The 16923-nt window shown below is 33.0% G+C and carries 15 protein-coding genes and 1 riboswitch; of the genes, 1 reads left to right on the top strand and 14 read right to left on the bottom strand.

The window, feature by feature from the left end; all coding sequences use genetic code 11:
- The first annotated feature begins 236 nt into the window (after positions 1-236).
- Positions 237-1238 carry a helix-turn-helix domain-containing protein gene (locus tag T335_RS0117420; RefSeq protein ID WP_026478667.1) on the top strand — a complete coding sequence of 334 codons (1002 nt, stop codon included), beginning with the start codon at positions 237-239 and terminating at the stop codon, positions 1236-1238.
- A gap of 38 nt (positions 1239-1276) precedes the next feature.
- Here T335_RS0117420 and T335_RS0117425 read toward each other — a convergent pair whose 3' ends face one another.
- From T335_RS0117425 to nagA, 14 genes are all read right to left on the bottom strand, one after another.
- The gene (locus tag T335_RS0117425; protein ID WP_026478668.1) at positions 1277-1651 is read right to left on the bottom strand and encodes a hypothetical protein; all 375 of its coding nucleotides are present in this window, start codon (positions 1649-1651) and stop codon (positions 1277-1279) included.
- Positions 1652-1904: 253 nt separating this feature from the next.
- Positions 1905-2693 (bottom strand): J domain-containing protein, encoded by a 789-nt coding sequence (locus T335_RS0117430; protein ID WP_026478669.1) that lies wholly within the window; start codon positions 2691-2693, stop codon positions 1905-1907.
- A 127-nt stretch (positions 2694-2820) separates the two neighbouring features.
- Entirely contained in the window at positions 2821-3213 is a 393-nt protein-coding gene (locus tag T335_RS0117435) for a hypothetical protein (protein ID WP_026478670.1), read from the bottom strand.
- Positions 3214-3426: 213 nt separating this feature from the next.
- Positions 3427-3780, bottom strand: a complete 354-nt coding sequence (locus T335_RS0117440) for a hypothetical protein (protein WP_026478671.1) — start codon at positions 3778-3780, stop codon at positions 3427-3429.
- 177 nt (positions 3781-3957) lie between these two features.
- The gene (locus T335_RS0117445) at positions 3958-4254 is read right to left on the bottom strand and encodes a hypothetical protein (RefSeq protein ID WP_026478672.1); all 297 of its coding nucleotides are present in this window, start codon (positions 4252-4254) and stop codon (positions 3958-3960) included.
- 402 nt (positions 4255-4656) lie between these two features.
- Positions 4657-6477 (bottom strand): ABC transporter ATP-binding protein, encoded by a 1821-nt coding sequence (locus T335_RS0117450; protein ID WP_034328854.1) that lies wholly within the window; start codon positions 6475-6477, stop codon positions 4657-4659.
- On the bottom strand, positions 6467-8281 hold the full coding sequence (locus tag T335_RS0117455) for an ABC transporter ATP-binding protein (protein ID WP_026478674.1): 1815 nt from the start codon (positions 8279-8281) through the stop codon (positions 6467-6469). Before T335_RS0117455 ends, T335_RS0117450 begins: the two co-directional genes overlap by 11 nt.
- Before the next feature lie 506 nt (positions 8282-8787).
- Positions 8788-9534 (bottom strand): class I SAM-dependent methyltransferase, encoded by a 747-nt coding sequence (locus tag T335_RS0117460; RefSeq protein WP_026478675.1) that lies wholly within the window; start codon positions 9532-9534, stop codon positions 8788-8790.
- Positions 9535-9600: 66 nt separating this feature from the next.
- Complete coding sequence (locus tag T335_RS0117465; protein WP_026478676.1) at positions 9601-10368, bottom strand: ABC transporter ATP-binding protein; 768 nt, start codon at positions 10366-10368, stop codon at positions 9601-9603.
- On the bottom strand, positions 10365-11414 hold the full coding sequence (locus tag T335_RS0117470; RefSeq protein ID WP_026478677.1) for a FecCD family ABC transporter permease: 1050 nt from the start codon (positions 11412-11414) through the stop codon (positions 10365-10367). Before T335_RS0117470 ends, T335_RS0117465 begins: the two co-directional genes overlap by 4 nt.
- A 45-nt stretch (positions 11415-11459) precedes the next feature.
- Positions 11460-12626, bottom strand: coding sequence for an ABC transporter substrate-binding protein (locus T335_RS0117475; protein ID WP_026478678.1), 1167 nt, complete (start codon positions 12624-12626; stop codon positions 11460-11462).
- A 254-nt stretch (positions 12627-12880) separates the two neighbouring features.
- Positions 12881-13059, bottom strand: a riboswitch (cobalamin riboswitch).
- Between the two features lie 253 nt (positions 13060-13312).
- Entirely contained in the window at positions 13313-15007 is a 1695-nt protein-coding gene (gene ptsP, locus T335_RS0117485; protein WP_026478680.1) for a phosphoenolpyruvate--protein phosphotransferase, read from the bottom strand.
- An 11-nt stretch (positions 15008-15018) separates the two neighbouring features.
- Positions 15019-15774: a glucosamine-6-phosphate deaminase gene (nagB, locus tag T335_RS0117490; RefSeq protein WP_026478681.1), complete on the bottom strand. Its 756-nt coding sequence runs from the start codon at positions 15772-15774 to the stop codon at positions 15019-15021.
- Between the two features lies 1 nt (position 15775).
- Positions 15776-16915, bottom strand: a complete 1140-nt coding sequence (gene nagA, locus T335_RS0117495) for an N-acetylglucosamine-6-phosphate deacetylase (protein WP_026478682.1) — start codon at positions 16913-16915, stop codon at positions 15776-15778.
- Positions 16916-16923 lie beyond the last annotated feature (8 nt).

Below are 16923 nucleotides of genomic sequence, written 5' to 3' on the forward strand. Positions count from 1 at the left end.
GGACAAAATTCATTGTATATGATAATCATTATCACTTCAATAGATGCACCTAATTTAATAATTTTTACATCTAATAGAATTATTTTAATTGAATAGTAGGCTGAAATTCATTATAATTGAACTTGTACCTTTGATGTTACTATTGTCTATGTATACGGGAAATTAAATTGAACTAACCAATGGATTGACCAATGGCTTAGAATAACCTTTAATCAGGAGGAAATCAGGAGGAAAATATGGTTGTTAAATCTAATGAAGAGTTTAAAAATGCAGTATTAAGCACCCTGTCCTTTAGTGAAATTAAGAGTGAGCATTATACTTTATACACAAATAAAAAAAAGCCAGAACTTGGCTATTTGATTAGTTATTCGAGGGATGGTTATTATAATTTAGGAATTGCAGACTACACAATACCGAAGGACTTTTCCGTATCCTTTGATAACCCAGAATTTCTCATGCGCTTTGGCATTGTTTATGAGGGTGAAACGGAGTTTATAATTGAAGATCGCCCTGTATCCTCTTTTACTCCTTCAACCTTTTTTGTTGTAGAAAAAGACTTAAAGGGTCAACAAAATTGGAAAAAGGGCCAACACTTTCACGGTACAGAAATAACTATATTTGAATCTTATTTTAATGATGTTATCCAACCTAACTTTCCTAACATCATGGATTTTAATGCTTTTATTAGAAATTATACCTATATCTACTTACCCTTAGAAATTGTTGAGATAATACGCCAACTCCAAAGCTTAAGTTATCAAAATGCCCTAACTAGTATTTATCTGGAGAGCAAAATTTTAGAATGTATCGCTATTTTATATAATGAAGTTACTAGATCTTCTGAAAACGCTTTTACCAACCAGATAAACTATGGCAATATTAATATTGGCAAAGATCGTGTGATTAAACTAACCTCATCGGATATTAATGCAATTCAAAAGGCCCATGATATTTTGGAGAAAAACTATAGTAATCCTCCTGATATAAAAACCTTAAGTAAGATGGTATTTTTAAATGAGCAAAAATTAAAGGCCGGTTTTTCAAAGCACTATCATATGTCAATTGGCGAATATACAAATCATCTTAAAATGAGGGTAGCTGCCAATCTTCTATCCACAACTGACTTAAGTATTGAAGAGGTTGCCCATAAGGTTGGATATAACTATTCTGCAAACTTTTCAAAGATGTTTAAAAAAGTCTATGGAAAAACCCCTTTGAAGTTTAGGAAGACAAAATAAGAAGTATTAAAAGAAATAAATCTGTTAAATTTATATATCTAAGATAAATAACCTATAACAAACAGTAATGTCCCCACACTTAAAGCTACAAGTAATCTATTTAAATTACTTGTAACCACTACCTCTGGTTCATCTATAATATACTTTATATTTATCTGGTCTCCAATTTTCTGGCCCATCGATACGATTATTGGTTTTTTTGAAATAATTCGTCTACCATCATGGGCATATTCAATTAAAACACGTTTTGAATTTCTAACGATGGATGGGTTAGGAAAAGTTAACTCTTCATCAATTATCGTTGCTTCTACTGTTTTTGTTTTTCCTATATATTTGAGGATCTGAATTATTTCAGTAATAGAAAAAGCGAAACACATAAGTGCGGCAGTGAATAGCAAGAATTTTGGATTCATAATTTACCTCCTTATTTGATGAAATTCGTCTAATATCCATATTATACTATAATTTCTATCTTATTCATATATTTCTTGCTAATAACTTATACTATTTCTTCTCACTAAAACAAGAAGATAGATATCAGCCTTTCGCCAATATCTACCTTCTGTTTTTAATATATTTTCAACATATTTTTATCATATTTTATTTCAACATTTACCAAGATCAGCCACATAAATTTCCTAGAATACAAAATTAGTATTTCTCCATCTACATACTTTTGTACCTCTGTATATTTTCATCACTCAAAAACTCGTAAGCAGCAGTAATCTCTTGAAATATTTTTGTTGCATCTGGAGCTTTACTTAAGTCTGGATGATACTCTTTAGCTTTTTTTCGATAGGCCGACTTAATTTGTGCTTTATCAGAATCGTAGGAGACCCCAATCACATCACAGCTTCTCTCAAATTTATTCTTAAAGTCCACTGTTGGATTTCCATGACCATAACCCTGCTGGTAGCCCCCCTGTCCTCCAAAGTTACCATAATGGTACTGACCCCTTTGTTGGCTTTGTTGTTGATACCATTGTTGTTTAATTCTTTCTTCCCATTGTCTCTGCTGTTCGTAGTATCTCCGTTGACTTTCTCTTATTCTTTCCTCTTCTGCCCTTCGATAGGCCTCCTTAAATTCATTAAATTTCTTATATTGGTAACCAGTCTTCCCAGAAAGCGCGTTGGCAGTATTAAACAAATATTCTGTAGTGATATACTTTACATATTTTAAAGAATAAGCAATTCTTCCCCCCATAATTAGAAAGGTTAACATAAAGATAATTATAGAGAAACCAACTGGATTAAATAATATTCTTAATCCTAAGTTTGCAAATAGGATAAAAAACAGACAGCCCCCCATACTGGCTACTGCTAAACATCCCTTAAAAAAGCTTCCTACAAATACCACTAGATTTTCAATTAAGGTGATTAAACCCTCTAATATTACAGAAACAACTCTTCCTATTCCATATAAGATTTTACCTACTATCCCTTTAATAAACTTCATCTATTACCACTCCTCTTGCCTCAACTATTTACTTGAGGAAATTGCATAAGTAATATTAAATTTATATTAATGCAAAATAAATATAAATTCAAAGCTTTGATATTATGCAATTTTCTCTATATGAAAATTAAACCTTTTTAGTAAATTTTTCTTTACAGTTAGGGCATGTAATCAAAATTTTTCCTTTTCCCTTCGGTACCCGTAAGGAATTATTACAGTTGGGACATTTATAATAACGATGGGTCTTTCTACCCTTAAGACGACCCTCAAGTTTTTTTAGTTTTGAATAAATAGGACTGATAAAAATAGCAAACTTATAATTTTCCATTCTGCGTTTATTAATGTCTTTAGAGAACATTCTAAAAAGAGCCATAAAAATCGGCACATAGCTTAAAAAGCTAATTACAACAACATTTGTAAGTCTACCGATTAACGTTATAATCATTGATAATACAAGTAAAAAAATGGACAGCTGATCTCCACCATACCTACCTGTCATAAAACGTTTAATCCAATTCATCCTAACCACTCCCTAGCAACTGTAAAGTTTATTTATTCCCTACTCTATTGATGATTTTGATAATTACCTTAATAAATAATCTATTCTTTCACTCATTATATAGGGAAATAAACTAGACCTCAAGTATACTGCATAGGATTTAAGATACTTTTAAGAATTGGTATTACTTTTTCATGCATTTCTAAGGCTCTTCTTTTTAATTGAACTTCTTATTTAATAAATTCGTTCTCCAATTAGCTTGTCATGGGGGACAACTAGGCAACGATTAATTTCTTTATCGTATTTATGATGAATACACTGTAAAGCCCTTCCATAATCTTCTTTTGTTTTAAACTCCCACACCAAAACATATTTAATAGACTTAATGATTTTTGTAAGCTTTCGAGGGGGTAATCCTTCTTTTATTTGTTCGTAATCAATGGTATAATCTCTTTTAAAGTACTTAAGATCGATAAGTCCCCCTTGTTCTTTTTGAGTATCAACAACTTCCTTTAGTAGTTCTTCAAATACCTCAGCTTTAGTGGGCTTAACTTGATAAATAGCTATTTCCATAAATGTAGCATTCATTTGATTTCCCCCATTCTAATAGATTTTATATATTTTATAACCTTGTCCTACTAAAATCTATCTTTAATATAACGTATTTTGGTAAATTATTCAATCATATGGCTGATGGCATAAAAAAACGCCATATTCTTTACTAGGCGTTTTTTTAACATTTAATTTTCCAACGAGGGAGCATATTTATTCTAAATTATATCCATTAGCAAACTCTGAATATAACTTTACTGCACTAGCATAATAGATCTTTTTTGTATCAAGAATCTCTCCACTAAGTTGAATTTTCCTTACTAAGCTCTGGATTTCTTCTTCACTGCCTACCTTCTCGTCTAAATCCACATCAAATATGACTTCTACCCTTTTAGCCCAATTTACAATATCGTTAACAGCATTTAAACCTAAGGCTTTGCCATTAATATAATATTTACCAATATCCTCACCCTGACTTTTTAAGTAACTTTTAAAGTCTTGTTGCCTCATATAAATCATCCTCCAATTCCATTTACTTACTTTAAGGATATTATATGATTTATTTTCCAACATTGTGCCTTTATCGGTAACCCCATTTCGACTTTACCATCCATTATTTCAAGTCAAAACGTCTTTTAATTCTGATAATATAATCTTATAAGGAGAAAAACAGGTAAGTTTATCAATATTAAAGAAAATTCATCTTAGCCACTTTTTATGAAGGTTTAACTTTTACAAACAGGGCTTCATCCATACCTATAAAAGCAAATTAAAATAGTCTGTTGTCCTATTTAGGGTGTCTGCTATGTGTGCTTCAACTTTATCTTCTTAATAGTAATTTTTTGTCAAGTAGATTAACATATTTCATCCTAATATATAGGAGCTTTTCTATAAGAGCAACCCCTTTCCGTTCTAGCTTACCTTATAATACTGAGCTTGAGAAGTCCAAAGTTGATGGTATTTTCCCTCAACATCCGACAACAGTTCTTCATGGGAACCCTGTTGAAGTAGTACCCCATCATGAAGTACACAAATACTATTACAAAAGCAGCATGACGATAACCTATGGGATATATAGATGGCCATATTTTCTCCAATCAGTTCATTGAATCTTGAGTAGATTTCATGTTCTGATATTGGATCTAATGCTGCTGTGGGTTCATCTAATATAATAATTTGACCTTTTTTATGTAATGCTCTTGCCATTGCAATTTTTTGGGCCTCTCCCCCAGAAATCTCCATTCCATTTTCATTAAGTTCACGATAAAGATAAGTATTTAAATCATGTTTCTCAATAAACTCAGAAAGACCTACCTTTTGTAATGATTTTTTCACTTCCTCATAATGATATTCACTTGAGATTGCCACATTTTCGCCCAAGGTAAGGGATAATAACCTAAAATCTTGAAATACTACAGAAAAAATATCTAAATAATCATCATATTGATAGTTACTAATATTACTTCCATTTAGGGTTATCTGCCCTTCCGTTGGTTTATAAAGTCTTAAAAGAAGCTTTATTAAAGTTGTTTTACCCGAACCATTTGTGCCTACAAGGGCAAGTTTTTCACCTGTTTTAATTTTAAGATTTATATTTTTAAGAGCATATTGATTAGAATCAGGGTATTTAAAGCTTACATTTTTAAATTCTATCTCCCACCTACCATCCCTTGCTTTTTGAATTAGCCCTTCATCTTCATTCTTCACGAGACTATTTAATTCCATAAATCTATATAATTTTTCTCTATATAAATCTGAAGAAATAATAACACTTAAGCTCCTCACCATTTCATTTGCATTTGTAGAAATAAGATTGATTGTTCCTATATAAAGCATGATTTCTCCGACTGATATTGTTCCATAGATGGCTTTTATCCCTACAAATAGAGAAATAACAACAGATAGTAGATTACTTAATAATTCAGACTTGATAATACCTTTTCCGTATACTGACCAAAAAGATGTATATATTTCAGACATTTTTCCCCTATATACCTCCCCCACATTGTCAGCAAGTGCCCTATTATACAATCGAATATCCTTTCCCACCCTATAGTTGTAGATGATATTTAGATAAGAACGAACATACCTAAATATATGATTTGTTTCATTCGATGCTTGCCCCGTCTCTTTATTTGACTTAGATATTATATTGAATGATAATACATTAAGCAAAATAAACAGAATAACAAACATAAAATTTATCGTTCCATTACTGAAACCTCTATAATCAAAGTCTGCTTTTAAAAAAGCAATAGAAAAATAAGTTGATATTACAATTCCTGTTAAATTACCAATAAAGATTCCAACATTCTTACCAAAGGAAGAAAAATTATGTATTCCAGTTGTTTCAAGATATTGTAGCTCTGACATTGTATTTTGCAATTTATCTGTCTCAATATGATAATACTCTATTTCCATTAGCTTCTTGGCTTTTTCCATTATATGTTGTTTGCTCAAACTTAAAGTATAATACTGATTCCTACTTTGTAAATAACCTCCTGCCATCATCATCAGTAAATTAAAGAAAACCATCTGTCCTACATAGACCATTACTTCTGGGAGATCCTTAGCCTCAAAAATAGAGTTAATAATATTTTTAGAAAAATATAGGCTGACGAGGGGATTTGTAATGGTTATAAGATTATATAAAATAATTGATTTAAAGTATTGGGGCTCCATTTTTAAAAGGTAATTATAAAACCAACAAATTCTCCTTATTTTAGCTTGCAAAGTGGATACCCCCTTCTTTATAATACTTACTTTGGATTTCAAACAATTCTTTGTATTTGCCATCTTTCTCCATAAGGGTATCGTGATCTCCTTCTTCCATAATCTTTCCGTATTCTAATAGTATTATTCGATCACAAAACTTTGTAGATGCTAATCTGTGGGAAATAAATATTGAGGTTTTATTTATGCTCATCTCATTATACTCTTCATAAATACGACTTTCAGCAATTGGATCTAAAGCTGATGTAGGTTCATCAAGTATATTTATTTTTCCATTTTTATATAGGGCTCTAGCAAGGAACATCCTCTGATTCTGTCCTCCAGATAAGTCTACTGCCTTTTCTCTACTGGTTTTTATTAGAAATGTATCTCCCTTATCTGGCAGAGAACCAACGAATTTTCCCATACCACTACTATCAATTGTATTTTGAACTTTATCCCTATCATAACTTAAACTACCTGCTACATTAGCATATATTGATTCTGGAAATATATTTATATCTTGAAAAACAGGTGAAAACAAGCTATAGTAATCTGTCCTATTAAATGTTTTACTGTCATGTCCATCAATTAAAATTTCTCCCTCATTTGCCTCAAGTAGGCCCATCAAGAGGAGCATAAGAGTAGTTTTTCCTGCTCCATTCACCCCCACTAGTGCAAGTTTTTCTCCACTAGATATCTTCAGATTAAAATCTTTAAAGATCCACTTTTGACTGTTGGGATACTTATAGCTTACAGATCTAAATTCAATTTCTGGTGCTTCCTTAACCTCTGGAGAAATTTCAATACAATTTTTAACCTCTTCCATATCTAAAAAATCCTTTATATGATCTATCGCTACACTAAAGGATATTAACAAATTAATTTGGTTTATTATTTCGTTAATCCATTTAGAAAATGCCATCACCAGTCCAAGCATAAACACAAAATATGAAATATCAATTTCTCCATTCAGCACCCTAATTACAAGATAGAAATAGACAAAAATATCTCTAAAACATAGCATAAAAGCATTTATTGATATAGCTCCAAAATTTACCTTTTCAGATTTCAATATATACTGTAGCCATTTTTTTCTATAGAGTTCAAAGTTCTCTATAATCCAATTTTCCATTTTATAAATTCTAATGTCCTTTAAGAAATCTCTTTTCTGGGATATATCACATATATAGTTAAGCTTTTTGACTTCATTACTTCTAAGTTCAATATTTCTACTTTGATATTTATTGGCCCAAATACCATATAGCGTATTTATAACTGCTGTTACTCCAATAATCACAAGAAGATTAAGGTCGATATTTATAATATCAATTGCAAAAAAAATTATCCCAAATAAAGAGGTGCCCAGTACAACAATATTCTTTCCAAACTGGTGCATAACCCCTCTGTCGCCTTCACCCATAATCTCCTTTACTTTGGCTATCTTATTCTGTGTTTCTACTTCTAGTAGACTCTGATAATTTAAGTTAAATATTTTTTTAAAAATCATAGAAGCGTTTAAATGGGCTTTAGCAATAGTCCCCTTTTCCATAAGTTTCATCAATATATAAGTAGAAATGCCTTTTGCCACAATCATACCTACTGAAGTGACTAAAAATATCTTTAGAACCGTTTCTACTGCCATTTTGTATTCTATGCCTTCAACAATAATCTTAGGTAAGTTTATTGCTGTATAAACACCGATAATACTACAAGGTACAGCTAGCATCAGTAAAAAAATGAATTGTGGATAAACCTTTATCCAAATTTTAAGATAAAATATTATATTATTATAAATCCCATTCTTTTTGATTGGATTATTCATTATTTTCTCCCCGGTTTATAAATATCGTATCAACCCTATAATTACCACTCGATTCCTGTTAATAATTTCCAATGAATTCAAGATAAAATAATACTTGTACTCATTAGAAAGTGTTTTTTCATAAATCAGTTAAAATGCCCTAATTTTTAATCTTTTTGGTTTTGCAGTTAAAAGAATTTATTCTCGCTATCATTGATGTATTATGCTTACTATATTATAGATTTAAGTTTATGTAAATATATTCCTTCACATCCCATTACTTAATACATAATCCCCTATTCTATTACATAAAGTTCTCTTATTTTAAAGATCATTAAAGTCGAATTTGCCTATTAAATAAAAAGCCAACTTAGAGTTACTAATCCAAATCGGCCAACATCCTGCTCGTATCTTTGCTTTTAATTCCTTCTGCCATCACACAACTCAAGTCTACTATGGTCACAAGATGATATGATATCAAACCCTAGAAAAGCACTTCCTATCCTATCAAATAGGAGATACTTTCCCTATTTATCCCCTTGAACCATAAACATAGGTACAGAGCGATTAAGCAATAATCGTTCTTCATCATAAACTCTATCGGATATTATCCTATGCTTTACACTACTATAACCAAGTTCCTCCATCGTTTTAATATCCCAATTAGGTCGGACTTCTGAAGCTAAAGGTAATTCAACACGCCAGCCCCTTGCTTTTTCAGCATCCTTATAGGATACTTTAGGCTCTCCATAAACTTTTATATATTCTTCCCTGTCTTTCTCTCTTTGAAGTTTAACCGACTCATCCCTACAGTCTGCCAACCAGTCTGCATCAAAAACAAGAACACGACCACCTTTTTTTAATAGTCGTAACCAATCCTTATAAACTCCTTTAGGGTTAACTAGCGTCCAAACAACATTTCTACTAATGATCATATCAAAGCTCTCATCAGGAAATGTAACATCATGACTATCCATTACAACAAACTCTGGTGTAGCCCCTGCCATCTTGGCATTAACTATAGCACATTTTATCATATCTTCACTGGCATCAATTCCTACAACGTCATGTCCTGCAAGGGATAAAATCGTAGAAAAAAAGCCTGGACCAGTCCCTACATCTAATATCTTGAGTTTACCCTCTTTAGGAGCATTTTCTAAAATAATCGATGTCCATTTTTCCTTTTGCTCATTACTTAACTCATCTTTAATAAACTCACTATATCCTTCAGCAGATATTTTCCAACCTTCTTCCACTTTATCTTTTAAGTTCATAATTTTCTCCTCTTCTCTATAATTAATTGGGTACAAATGATCCTAACTAAACACAATCACCATCATCTATTTCAAAGCACCATAGGGCATCACATGGGGAATGCCTTCTTCATTTGTTACAATGTCTGCCTGCACACAGTATACTTCCTTTAGCATCTTTGAAGTTATCGTCTCCTTCGGGCTTCCCTTTGAATATATCTCCCCTTGTTTCAACACGATAATTTCATCTGCAAAACGAGCTACAAGATCCAATTGATGCAGGGTGACTATGGTAGTAAACTGATTTGTAACAGTTAGCTCCCTTAACAATTTTAGAATTTCTAATTGATAATATAAATCTAAGCTACTGGTGGGTTCGTCTAGAATAAGTACCTTTGGATTTTTCACCAAAGCCTGGGCTATAAAAACCAACTGACTCTGTCCCCCACTTAATTCGCCTATATTACGTGAAGCCAAATGTTCTATATTTAATTGCTTTAGTACCTCCATTACCCTATTGATTTCTTCTTCTGAAACCTTATAGGTTAGTTTGTGTAATCTCCCTAATAGCACTATTTCAAACACATTTAGTCCTACATCACAGGAGGTACTTTGGGGCAGATAGCTAAATATTTTTGCTATTTCAGCTTGTCTCATGTTGTGTATATTTTTTCCCTCAAAAAATATATCTCCCTCACTTTTTAACAACCCACTAATATTTTTTAGTAACGTAGATTTCCCTGTACCATTAGCTCCGATGATACTGGTAATTTTCCCTTGTCTAGCTATAAAATCAATATTCTTTAAGACTTTTTCTCTGTTATATCCAAAGGATAAATTTCTCGTTTTTATCATGAAAAATAACCTCTTTTCTTTGTGAGAATTAAAGAAAAAAAGAAGGGTACTCCAACCATTGCTGTAATAATCCCAATAGGAAAAATAGTTCCTGGAACAATTATTTTACTAATGATAGAAGAAATAGAAAGTAAAGTTCCTCCGAATATAGCAGATAAGGGGATAAAAAATCTTTGATCTTCACCGACCATCATTCTAGCCACATGGGGCCCTACTAAGCCTATAAACCCAATTGTACCTACAAAAGAAACTGCTACTGCTGTAATTAGAGAAATCATAATAAAAGTCTTTATTCTAAGTCTTTCAACATTAATCCCTAAACCCTCAGCTTTTTCATTTCCTAGCTTTAATGCAGTTAGTTTCCATGCATCCTTTAGCATAAGGGGCAAGGTAAAAGCTAGTATAAGATATATGATACTGAGGTTAAACCAATTGGCCCTTGTTAAACTACCAAATAGCCAAAAAACAATACTTTGTAAATCCTCTGGTGATGCAATATATTGTACAAAGGACTGTAGTGCTTGAAAAAGAAAGGACAAACCAATTCCTGCAAGAATCATAGTTTCTGCTGTAAGGTTTCTTGCTTTTCCTACAGAGTAAATCAACAGGCTGGACAATGTGGCAAATACAAAAGCACTAAAGGGAACTGCATAGGGTCCTATAAATGCTAAAGATGATATGCCAGTAACAATGGCTAAGGCAGCTCCAAAGCCAGCTCCTGCTGAAATCCCTAACGTATAGGGACTTGAAAGGGGATTCCCTAAAATTGTTTGCATCCCGGCTCCTGCAACACCTAAAGAAGCCCCTACTCCGATGGCCATTAAAGCAGTAGGAAGCCTTAGAGTCCACACAATTACATTAGTACCATGATCTACATGGGGTAATCTTAAAAGGGCAGCAACTGTTTCAAGAGGACTTAGCCAAGCAGGTCCTACTAAAACATTTCCTATTAAACTTACTACACCTATCAGAGCACCGATTAGTAGCAATAACTTTTTTCGTCTCGTATCAGCTTTATAATCATAATTTCCTATTCTCTCTTCCATGCAACCAAGTCCTTTCTTTGTCAACTATCGTGGCTTGAAACAGGACTATTTTAACTGCATCATCCATATTCCTGATAAATCAAAGGGTAGAAATCTGTCGTAATATTCTTGTAACGTAGCCATTGGATCAATATCCGCAAATTCTTCTGGATAAAATATTTTTGCAAAAAATGCTGAAGCAGCGCAGTCATACATTTCTCTTCCTAAACCATGATGAATCGCATAAACATCTTGATTCTCTACTGCTTTAAGTCCTTGCCAACCGCTTCTATAGGTAAATTCTCTTAACAGTTCTTGAGATTCTTCTTCATTTGATAAAAAGCCTAATCGTAAAGAGGTAGGATTAGCTGGCCAATAGGAACCTGTCATAATAATATAATCGGGATTTGCCCTAAGTAAATACTCTGGGTTTATTGGCTCTGAATTATTTATGATCCCAGCCCCAATGCTTTTCCCTCCACTTTCCTTAGCTAATGCTCCCCACATAAAGTTATCACCATAACTATTTCCATACTCTTCAGGCCCCCTCATGCCTACTTCAATATAGACACTTGGTTTTTCTTTGTTAATATTACTTAAACGATGCTCTACTTCTGCCATCTTTGATGTATAAAAATCAATAATTTCATTTGCTTTTTCTTCTTTATCAAATATTTTCCCTAATAATGCTGTTGTTTTAGTATGGTTTTCAATTGTCTGTGCATGATAGTCAATATACATAACTGGTATTCCAGCTGCTTCTAAAGTTGGAACAACTGTTTTTTCTGCTTGTTCCTTCACTTGTAGCGTAAGGATTACCACATCTGGATTTAATTGAATAACCTTTTCTATATTAAAATCATCATTTTCTACGTTTCCTATATCTATAATATCTTCTAAACCTGGTACACTTTTCATAAACTGTTGATACATATCATAGCGAAAATTAGGTAATGAATTCCCCCATCCAGCAATGTAGTCTGCAACTTCTTCCTGTAATAATGCTGACATTGTCATAAATGCACCACCAGCACCACTCCAGTTAATAACAGTTTTTTCAATAGGTCCTTGAAGTACTACTTCTCTTCCCGCTAAATCTGTTACAATGATTTCTTCGACTCCTTCTTTTGATTGACTTGGTTGGGTTGTATTGCTACATCCAGCTGAAATAATACTAATAAGTACAAATAATATTAACAACCCATACCTTGTTTTGATTTTCTTTTGTTTCATACGATTAACCCCTCTCAATTTTAAACGATTAACTTACTTAATGCTTAAAATTATCTGCAAAATTTAAGGCAGCCTTATAAGCAACTTCCTCTAATAAATTCATATAGTATCGGTTTTTATCAAGTAAGTATAATATAATATAAAAAGCCATGAAGTTTTTAAGAGTTATTACACTCCTATTAAACCTACATGGCATAATTAATAAAGCATAAATTTTCAACTTATGCTACAATTAATATCCTCCCCACCGAAGGCTTCTTTAAAAATACAAGGCAGGTTTCCTGACTCATGGATCTTCCTACTCTCTCACCTTCTCAGTTATCCAATGGTTTTATGAGATTTCATCACCAATTACAGTAGCGGGGGCTGTAGTGGCATTTCACCACTTTCCCTTTTAACCCTTAACTAGGGCACCTTATACTATCTATTTAATTTAAATTATGACTTGTAGAAGTTTAATACATGATGTAATTATATTCTTATCTAGTGCTTCTATCAAGATCTACTTTATCTAAACACAATATTTTATAATACAATATAATGGCCACCAAAGGATCTTTTGATAGTCTTCGTGGCCTATAATTTATATATCTAAATAACAATGTTATCTTTCTAGGGTTTCTAAAAATAGTATAAGCTAAACTGCTGGACATGTCAATTTTTAATGTAATATTTTAAATTTTTGTTTAATTAATTTTTATTAAGTATTGCCTAACCTCATCAGCACTTTTAAGCTTAAGTATTTTAGTAATTTCCTTTGATAAATCTGCCTTATTTAATTGATGCACTAACTTTCTAGTTTTCAACACCAACGGAGGGCTTACACTTAATTCATCAATCCCCATAGCGATAAATAGTGGAGCAAGCAATTCATTACCGGCTGCTTCACCACACATACCTACCCATTTATTGGCCTGATGGGCGTGATCTATTACTAACTTAATCAACCTTAATACAGCAGGATGAAAGGGGGTATATAAATTAGAAATTTTAGGGTTCATTCTATCAACTGCTATGGTATATTGAATTAGATCGTTTGTACCAATACTGAAAAAATCCACCTCTTCTGCTAGTTGATCAGAAATAATGGCTGCAGAAGGAATTTCAATCATAATTCCAATTTCCATATTGTCATCATGCTCAATATTATTATTCTTTAGCTCCATCTTAGCGATATTTAATTGATTCTTTGCCTCTATAATCTCTTCTACACTGGCGATCATGGGAAACATTATTTTTACCTTTCCAAATGCACTTGCCCTTAGAATCGCCTTAAGCTGTGTTTGAAATATTTCTTCCTTATCTAAGCAGTATCGAATTGCCCTGTAACCCAAGAAGGGATTGTCCTCCTTTGGGAGGTTTAGATATTCGATTTGTTTGTCTCCCCCTACGTCTAGGGTACGAATAATAACGGGTTTACCCTTCATCCCCTCAGCTACAATCTTATATGACTCAAACTGCTCATCCTCCGTTGGTGGCATTTTTCTATCCATATATAAAAACTCACTTCTAAAAAGGCCAATTCCCTCACCATCATTCTTTAGAACAAGATCTAAATCCTGTGGATCTTTAATATTACAAGCAATTTCAACCCTATGGCCATCTTTAGTGATGGATTCTTTTCCAATATATTTAGTTAACCCTTTTTTATATTCTTCATGGGCTTTTTGTCGATTATCAAATAACTGTTTAATCTCTTTATTAGGATTTACATAGACTTCTCCCGTTTCCCCATCCATTGCCATCATATCTCCATTTTTAATTTCCTTCAAGCCACTACAACCCACTATTGCTGGTATTTCTAAGATGTTAGATATAATAGCTGTATGACTTGTTGTCCCCCCTTCCTCTGTAATAAGGCCTAGTACCTTTTCCTTTGGAATTTGGGCGGTATCAGAAGGGGTCAAATCCTTGGCTATAATAATGACAGGTTCCTCCATATTTTCATAGTCCAGATCTCCTACCCCTAATAAATTCTTAATCATTCGGTTAGCAACATCCTTTAAATCTACTATTCTTTCCTTTAAATATTCGTCATCAATTGCCTCAAATACTACCCGATACTCTTCAATGACAAGACTAATGGCCCATTCTGCATTAACCCCTTCATTTTTTATTACATTCACGATTTTATCCTTCACCTCTGGGTCCTCTAAAATTAAAAGATGTGCTTCAAATATATCAGCTTCTTTTTTTCCCATCTTTGTTTCTGTTACTTTCCATAATTCTTGAATTTGAATTTTTGCCTGTTCTAATGACCTATAAAATCTGTCAATTTCTTTATTTATGTCCTGTATTAATTCTTTAACTATATTTATCTCATCCTTTTTGATAAAGGCCTTTCCTATTGCTATACCTGGTGAAGCTCCCATTCCCTTCATATAAAACCTCCTTATGCCTCCATTTCTAACAAATCACCTTCTGTAAGTAGTAAAGCAGCTTCTTCATCTAATATTACAGTTACATTTGGGTGTAATTGCAATACAGATGCAGGTAATTCTGGTGTGATTTTTTCTAAAATCATATGATGGATTGTTTTAGCCTTCTCAGCCCCACTGGCCAATAAAATAATGCTTCTAGACTGCATAATTGTTTTGATTCCCATGCTGATTGCCAGTTTAGGAACATCATCAATTGAAGCGAAAAATCTTGAATTAGCTTTAATGGTATCTTCATCTAACTCAACTAGATGGGTTAAAGCCTCAAACTTTACATCTGGCTCATTGAATCCAATATGTCCATTTCTTCCGATCCCCAATAATTGAATATCGATTCCATTGGCTTGTCTTATTTTTTTTTCATAATTTTTGCATTCAAGCCCTATATCTTCTGTCATCCCATTAGGAATATTTATATTATCTTTTTTGATATCAATATGATTAAATAATTGCTGATTCATATAGTAAGCATAGCTTTGTTGATTGTTGCTGTCTAATCCGTAATATTCATCTAGATTAAAGGTCACTACCTCCTTAAAACTGATGTTTCCCTCATTATAAAGTCTCACTAGTTCCCTATAGGTACCAATGGGTGTGGAACCTGTGGCTAACCCCAATACACTATTGGGTTTTAATGTAATTTGACTTGATATGATATTCGCTGCTTTTTTGCTTAGTTCTTCATAATCTTTTGCAACGATCACCCTCATATTAGTTCTCCCTTTCATAACAAATTTCACCTTCTATTATAGTTGCTAATATTTCAAGTTCATCATTGAATATTGTTAGATCAGCAAACTTACCTACTTCTATACTCCCCCTAGATTTATCTAACCCAATTAATTTAGCTGGATTTAAAGATGCCATTGCCACCACCTTTGAAAGACAATAACCAGTGTTTTCCCAATAATTTTTTATTCCTTCATTCATCTTTAAAACACTTCCAGCTAAAGTCCCATCCTCTAAGGTTGCAGTTGTCCGTGTTACTTCAATCTTCTGCCCCCCTAGTTGATACACTCCCTGCTTCATGCAGGCCCCCTGCATAGAATCAGTAATTAAAACAATTTTTTCCTTCCCCTTAATTTCTCCTATAATACTAAAAAGGGCAGGATGAACATGTACCTTGTCGGCAATCAGCTCGCAATAAATATTTGACTTTAAAATGGCTCCAACTACTCCTGGGTCCCTATGGTGGAGTCCTGTCATTCCATTAAAGATGTGGGTGGCACTATCTATCCCTACCGAAATTGCCTCCATCGCCTCTTCATAGCTGGCATTAGAATGACCAATAGAGAAGGCTATCGGGTGACTCTTTTTAATACTTCTAATAAAATTTAACCCACTATCTATTTCTGGCGCTATTGTTATAATCTTGATTACATCCTGAAATTCCTTAATTAGACCATAATCTGGCTCAATGATAAAGTCTCCCTTTTGTGCACCCTTTTTTTTAGGATTAATAAAGGGGCCTTCAAGATGGGCTCCTAAAATGGTTGCCCCCTTCGATTTAGCCCCCATTGCTTTTCTGATTCTTTGAAGGGCCCCCTTAATATTTTCTAAAGGCATTGTCATGGTTGTTGCCAATATCCCCGTAACGCCATTTTGGCATATCCCATTACGTATTTCATCTAGAGCCTTTGGATTTTCATCCATGATATCGTATCCAAAGGCTCCATGGATGTGAATATCAATAAAACCGGGAGAAACATATTGTCCTTTAGCATCAATAACTTCTATCTTATTACTGGGAAGTTGATCAACTAAATCTAAAAATTTGTTATTATAAAGTAACACCTTATTTTCAACTATACGATCTTCAAGTATTACTTTTCCATTTATGATTGCCTTCATTTAAGCAC

The sequence above is a fragment of the Alkaliphilus transvaalensis ATCC 700919 genome (assembly GCF_000621485.1).
Taxonomy (GTDB): Bacteria; Bacillota; Clostridia; order Peptostreptococcales; family Natronincolaceae; genus Alkaliphilus; species Alkaliphilus transvaalensis.